General features: G+C 35.5%; 2 protein-coding genes. One reads left to right on the forward strand and one right to left on the reverse strand.

All coding sequences use genetic code 11. The features are described from left to right. Positions 1–613: 613 nt before the first annotated feature. On the forward strand, positions 614–1,246 hold the full coding sequence (locus FTV11_RS16820; RefSeq protein WP_180074501.1) for a hypothetical protein: 633 nt from the start codon (positions 614–616) through the stop codon (positions 1,244–1,246). Between the two features lie 270 nt (positions 1,247–1,516). On the opposite strand, the gene repM is transcribed toward FTV11_RS16820, so the two are convergent. After that, positions 1,517–2,491 carry a replication initiation protein RepM gene (repM, locus tag FTV11_RS16825; protein WP_180074503.1) on the reverse strand — a complete coding sequence of 325 codons (975 nt, stop codon included), beginning with the start codon at positions 2,489–2,491 and terminating at the stop codon, positions 1,517–1,519. Positions 2,492–2,685 lie beyond the last annotated feature (194 nt).

Consider the following 2,685-nt stretch of genomic DNA (forward strand, 5'->3'; position numbering starts at 1 on the left):
GGTGGGATATTGGTAGGTAAACGGTGGGATATTGGTAGGTAAACGGTGGGATATTGGTAGGTAAACGGTGGGATATGTCCTCTGTATGCCTTGCTGTGTGGGCTTCTTAGCATGTCTAAAAGCTCTTAAAAGCCTTTAAAAACATTAAAAACCCATTTTCATCATGAAAATTGCCCTATGTTTTCGCTAAAGCTCAAACTTTTTTGACTTCACTTCGTTACGTCAGGGGCAATTTTTAACAAATGACATAGAAAAATCAGAAAAAATCAAAAATAAAAAGATTTTAAGCAAGGATACACAAAGGGTACTTTTTCACTACCGTGATAAATTCCCACTCTGTGACCTTGTTCAGGGCTAGCCCCGAAACCCCAAAAGCAAAAAGGACTATGAACTCGCTTCGCTCGTATTTTTTTAAAAGCAAAAGCTCAAAATAGTAAAAATCATCTAGCAGCTAATATTTTTAAAAGCAGTTTTTCAGAGGGGGAATAATCGAACTTTCATTATGTCGCTCGTAGACACTCGCTTAGATTCTCATATAGATCTTTATTGACATTTTTTTTGAATCATATTAGATTCATATTAGAACCTAAAATGAATTTAATCTGGAGAGGTTATGAGTAATATAGTATCCCTTATTGAAAATCTAAAAAAATCAAAAACTGAATTAATAGCATCAACCATTCGTATGCCTGAGTCTTTACATACTTTTATTGAAACATTAGCTATTGATTTAAATATGTCAAAACAAGAAACAATGCTTCAACTTCTTGAGCATGGTGCAGAAGCTGCTCAAAAAGCACTATCAAAGGTAGAAGAAAAAGAAATGTTGAAAGACAAAGAGAGTGAAATAAATTATAGATTTCATCTATTAAATACAAATAAGTCGCATAGTGAAGATGATTCAAAATGGATGATTCAAAATGGCTTTGCAGCAGCTTTTTATTCTCCATGGAAACATAATATAGAGCGTATTAATTTAAATGACGTAGTTTTTCTTTATGAAAATGGGAAAGGTATAGTCGGTTATGGGAAAGGTACTGGTGAAGTAGAAAAATGTGACCATAATGAGAAAAAAGATGAGTGCTTTTATCAAAAACTAAGTGATTTTAAACTTTTTGAAAAACCAATTTCAGCATCTGATGTTAAAAAAATATTAGATAGAAATGTAGTCTTTTTAAGAACTATGTCTGGCATTCCAGATGGAAACAAAATATTAGATTTTATTGAAACGAAAAAAAATAACTAAGAGAAAAAGCGTCACTATTAAGGTAGTGACGCTTTTTTTAAACCATTAACAGCAAGGCTTTTAAGCACAATTTTCTACGTGATTGCCACGTGACAGACAAATTTTTGCTATGCAAAAACGCACTCATTGCTTGCAATGGCTAAGTGCGCCCTTCGGGAGAACGCACGTAATTCAAAATTGATATGTGCGAAGCAAAATGTCTATTTTGGGTTAAAGTGCGCTTTCATTCTGAAAGAAAAACCTATGTGGCAGATTTATAATTTTTAGTCATTAAAAAACCACACCAAATTCTTCTAGCTTGTTTTGCCATTGGTCCGCTGTTGCTTCAGTTGTGATTTCTTCTTTGATTCGTTTCATCATGTCCATTACTGACTCATCACCACGTTTAAATCGATCTGCTAAACCATTAGCCATGATTGCACCTGTAATTTTACTTTTACGATGTTCCAAAACGTCCATATTTGCGTTTTCAGGCTGTTTTACGATGTTGGTAGGGATTTCTACGGTTTTTGGCTTAGAAACATCAGAATCGCTGTTTTTTGGCGTTTCTAGCTCTTTTTTCTTCTTCTGCTTAAACTTGAATGAGAACCCAGTGATTGTCCGCCCTTTTTTGTGCTGTTCATAGCTTGCTGTGATGTCGGTATGTTCATTTACTTGCTTCAATGCTAGTTCTAAAACGCCACGTTTAAATACATCCATTCGCTGATATTCGGTATCTAAAACTCCTATTCGCTTTCTAAATTCAGTTAAATCAATAACTGGAGTCTTTCCTGTTGTTCTCCAGCAGATCAATAATTCATACAAGCGAACTGCATAGGCACTCGATAAGCTACTAATTTGTTCAATATCGTACTTTGTGAACTGTTCCTCTAATCGTGTAATCAGGGGAACAACAGCAGGGGCAAAAATAACCTCAACTGTTGCCGTTTCATCAATGTAAGCAATTTGCGATACCCAACGACTTGTAATATTAGCTCGTCCACGTTCACGCTTTTCTTGATAGCTGAATTGACGGGCAAATAAATCTTTGCAGGCATCTTTTAGGGCTTGATAAGCAGTCTGTCTAGCTACACCGAATTGATTGATATAACTCTCTGCATGAACTGTAAGAGGGTCATTGGCGTTAATTCCTTTGCCTGATTCTCTAGCCTCAAGGATAGCTAAGAGAATTAACCGCTGTTCAACTAAGTCTAAGTTATAACTAGCGTTCATTAGAGCGTTATCTTTCACTATTAAATCACTCATAAACCACCACTATTTTTTATTACGTTATAACACATAAAAATATCTATGTGTATTAAGGTAGGTAAATGGTGGGATATTGGTAGGTAAACGGTGGGATATTGGTAGGTAAACGGTGGGATATTGGTAGGTAAACGGTGGGATATGTCCTCTGTATGCCTTGCTGTGTGGGCTTCTTAGCATGTCTAAAAGCTCTT

Origin of the sequence: Acinetobacter sp. YH12231, from assembly GCF_013417755.1 — a bacterium.
Classification (GTDB): domain Bacteria; phylum Pseudomonadota; class Gammaproteobacteria; order Pseudomonadales; family Moraxellaceae; genus Acinetobacter; species Acinetobacter amyesii.